The sequence below is a fragment of the Deltaproteobacteria bacterium genome, assembly GCA_020845775.1.
In the GTDB taxonomy this organism is placed as follows: domain Bacteria; phylum Bdellovibrionota_C; class UBA2361; order SZUA-149; family JADLFC01; genus JADLFC01.
Window position 1 is genome coordinate 1 of the sequence record JADLFC010000143.1, and the last position, 4,043, is coordinate 4,043.

At 47.6% G+C, this 4,043-nt stretch carries 4 protein-coding genes; all 4 read left to right on the plus strand.

The window, feature by feature from the left end:
- Positions 1–247, plus strand: a 247-nt coding sequence (locus IT291_09535) for a hypothetical protein (protein ID MCC6221466.1), incomplete at its 5' end; no start/stop codon positions are given.
- A 176-nt stretch (positions 248–423) separates the two neighbouring features.
- Complete coding sequence (locus IT291_09540; protein MCC6221467.1) at positions 424–972, plus strand: hypothetical protein; 549 nt, start codon at positions 424–426, stop codon at positions 970–972.
- A gap of 459 nt (positions 973–1,431) precedes the next feature.
- Entirely contained in the window at positions 1,432–2,268 is an 837-nt protein-coding gene (locus tag IT291_09545; GenBank protein MCC6221468.1) for a methyltransferase domain-containing protein, read from the plus strand.
- A 2-nt stretch (positions 2,269–2,270) separates the two neighbouring features.
- Positions 2,271–4,043 (plus strand): asparagine synthase (glutamine-hydrolyzing) (asnB, locus tag IT291_09550; GenBank protein ID MCC6221469.1); only part of this gene is annotated, 1,773 nt, incomplete at its 3' end.

The window sequence follows — 4,043 nt, forward strand, 5'->3', positions numbered from 1 at the left end:
GACGAAGGAAAACATCAAGGCTAGAGCGATGGCTCGCAAAGGCAAGTTGGATGAGCTGGATCGATCTTTCGATTATAAATTTTGGCAAGCGCAGTCGGCAACCGCCCGGTTTGCCGCTGCCCATCAGTGGAAGAAAGCGGGAGAGTTGAAGACTTATTGGATCTTTAACGGCTTCTGGAGGCCGAAACCTGATTTCACCCTGGAGCCGATGTGCTTGTCGGAAAAACTATTAGCAGAAGTAGTTTAATCAATTGACTATAATTAGCTTTATGCTAAAGTGTCTGCGCTCGAAAAAAGGTGTTCAAGTTGTTGTTCTATGAAAATGTGTTTTAAAACTCCTTTTGCGATGGGCTGAAGGCGGCTTCTTAAGAGAGTCTGCGTTTAAAGCGCGGGTTAAGAAGTCCCTGCTGGAGGTTTGTCTATATGGTGGGGGACACCAGGAAGGAGGTTTTGATGGATGAGCAGGAAAGGGAGAAGCGGAACTTCTGCGCCCGAGTAGTTGACTGGGCGCGTAATAGCGGGCTTCCGCTGACAGTGGTGGTCTCCACGGTCAGGTGGCTTTTTTCCAAGCAGTCTCAGCCTTCCAAGGTGAGGGCTGAGCTTTTCCAGGAGGATAACCGATCCTTAGTGGGATGGGACGTCAAGCTGTTCATCAACCAATTTGCAAAGGTTGATGAACTCGCAAGCGTTGTCTGGGAGCTTAGCAAGCTCCTAGAAACAGAGGAGTTGGTTAAGGTTGATTTTGCGGCGGAGGCTAGCTGCCTCTGGTCGAAACTGCGCGAAAAACCGAACTCCGAGTGCGATCGTTGCAAAGGCACTCGGATGAAGGTTGAGACCCATCGCACGGGGCGCCGTGTGGCCACTTGGAGCCTAAGCGACAATGTGTTCCTTAGGCTTACGCGCCGCGACAAAGACGGAGCGGAGAATGCGATGCCGAAGGCTTTCTTCGCGGCTCGATTGTTATCTAGTTAGAATATGTTTTTAGTGGTGTCCCCCACCACTCGAATACGTCAGGAACGCAATGTCCTTATTATTTTATGTTCGCCAATAGTGGAAATCGATGCCGCTGCGATAACTCGCATACACTCGTAACTCCTGAAATATATACCGTTTCCAAAAAGTAAGTTAAATATTTTACTTTTTGGAAACGGTATTTGTTGTTTATTGGCAAGTGCTTACGCACTTGCTGTTTATACCATTTACAAAAATCCATTTTGTAAATGCTATAAAAGACCGAAAGGCCTTTCCAAATAAGGTGGTTTTAGCAGGAACCTCCTAAAGTCCTTGAGATTAAGAGCACTCGAGTATGATGGCATAGCCGAAAGATACATTGAACCTCTCATGTAGGTGGACGTAGAGCAGTTTTGATGCAACTTCTGTTGAAGTTGCGGCAATAACTGATACAATGAGCCGGAAATTTGAAAATTTGCAATGAGTTGGAGAAAAGGCGTGCAGAGCGAGGAACTAAATTTTAGTACGGTGGATTCCATGGCAGAACCAGACGAGGCGGTTTTGGCGCTCGATTTGATGCGTAGTTTGGAGGGTATTCGAGAGCTCAAAGAGAAGGGATTTCAGGCCTTATCGGCCAAAAAGGGAGAAATAATACTCGACCTCGGCTGTGGCACTGGTGAGGATGTAGTAGTTTTCGCAAAAAAAGTTGGACAAACGGGAAAAGTCGTCGGCACGGATTGTAGCGAGGTGATGATTAGAACGGCCCAAAGTCGCCAATCTGATGACCAGCTTTCGACGGAATATGTCGTTAGCGACGCCCACGCATTGAAATTTGCCGATAACTCATTTAATGCAGTTTGGTGCGATCGCATATTACAGCACGTGGAAGATCCATTTTCGGCGATAAAAGAAATATACCGAGTGCTAATTCCAGGAGGGAGAGCAGTTCTAATGGATGCAGATTGGGGCACTTTGGTTATCGATCATCCCGACCGCAGTGTCACGAGAACCCTAGTAAATATGTTTTGCGATGCCATAAAGAACGGTTGGATGGGGCGGCAATTATATCGACTTTGCCAAGAAGCTAGACTCAATGCGTATACGCCCTTTACGAGCACAGTCGTTGGAACTGATATAAAACCCTTGTTAAATCAAGTTGGATTTGGCGAAATGGCAAGAGCTGCATTTCGCAATGGCCTCCTGGCTCAACCTGTTGTAGATGAATGGATAAATGCAGTTGAGCTCGCTAACGAGCAAGGCGGTTGTGTATTCTCTCTGACTTTGTTTGGGGTAATGGCAGAAAAACCTGGGATTTAACTATGTGCGGGATTGCTGGCATACTTCGCCTAAGTAAGCGCCCTTTGCCGGAGAGGCGCATCCTAAGCGCCATGTTGTCAGCCATCTCTCATCGCGGCCCCGATGAACAAGGAAGCTATTTTGACGAGTGGATGCACGTAGGTGCGGTGCGCTTATCAATTCTCGATCTCGAAAAGGGTGGGCAGCCAGCTAAAACACCTTCTGGGCGCACAATCGCTGTGCAAAATGGAGAAATTTATAACTTCGCCACTCTTGCAAGAGATTTGCAAAAAAAGGGCCATGAGTTAAGCAGCACCGGAGATACTATAGTACTGCCGCATATGCACGAGGAGTATGGTGCTGAGTTTGTTTCGCAACTGCGAGGAATGTATGCAATTGCAGTTTGGGATAGCGCGGAGCGCCGTTTATTACTCTGTAGAGATCGCTTAGGTATTAAACCATTATTTTTTGCAAAGACGACAGATTATTTGCTCTTTGCTTCCGAAATAAAGGCTTTGTTGGCTACTGGACTTATTGTGCCGGCGATCGATAGGCGATCCCTGGATGATCTCTTTTCGCTTTCCTATCCATGTCCACCGCGAAGCATGTTTAAGGGCGTCGACGAGCTTTTGCCGGCACACACGCTAATGGTTTACGCTGGCCGAGGGCGAGCGGATATTAGGATTGAGCGGTATTGGAGGATTCCTTTTGCACGGTGCGGCGAGCATTCGCGCATAGGTTTCGACGATGCTGCTAGTGAACTTAAGGAGCGCCTAAGAAAGACTATTGCCGATCACATGGTTGCAGATGTAAAAGTCGGCACATATCTCTCCTCTGGAGTGGATTCTTCCTCAGTGACGGCTCTAGCACGCGAGATTGCTGGCGAACCTTTAGATTGTTTTACAATATCTTTTCCCTCGAGCACGCATGACGAAGCGACGCGAGCCGCTCAATTTGCGGCAAGTTTGGGCTGCCGACATCACTTAGTTGAATGTGGGCCAGAAACAGCCGAGCTGTTTCTGGATTCGGTGTATCACACCGAGCTCCCCTTGCAATATCCTGTTTCGTTGCCACTGCAAAGACTTTCAAAGGTAGTGCAAGAGCAGGGTTTTAAAGTAGTGCTTACGGGCGAAGGTGTCGATGAGCAGTATGCGGGATATGATTGTTTTAGATTGGAGCGGATTCGAAAAGTTTTGGAGTTTGCCGGACTCTCCTGGCTTAAGCCTTACATATATCGGCGACTTTTTAGTTGGTTAGGTTCACCGCAGGGTATGGCTGAGTTTTTTATAAAAGTGCAGCGATATCCCGATAGCAAGATTCGGCAAGAGTTTTCAAATGTTCGCCCGCCTTGGTACGATATTTGGCATGCCCTGGACATCCATCGCAGTGATCTGTTGGGGGTAAACGGGCGTTCTGTTAGGCCAATCGAGGTTGCGCCGGAAGGCTTTAATGAGCTTTTCGACGGCACGTTAAAGGATCTTCATCCACTCGATGCGGCTTTGGCCATCGAAATGCAAACTCGCTTACCCTCTTGGACCGTGTTGGTAGATGATAGGGTTTCAATGGCTAATGGCGTAGAAACTAGAGTTCCATTTCTAGATCACGAGCTAGTAGAATGGGTAGCTAAACTACCGCCATCCTATAAATTGCGCGGCCTTAATGAAAAGGCAATTCTTCGCGCCTCTATGAAAGGAGTTTTGCCACAGGACACCAGGAAGCGCATAAAACAGCCATTTTACTCGCCTATCAAAGAATGGTTTTTCTCGCCACAATCACCAGAATTCGCCTCGTCTCTA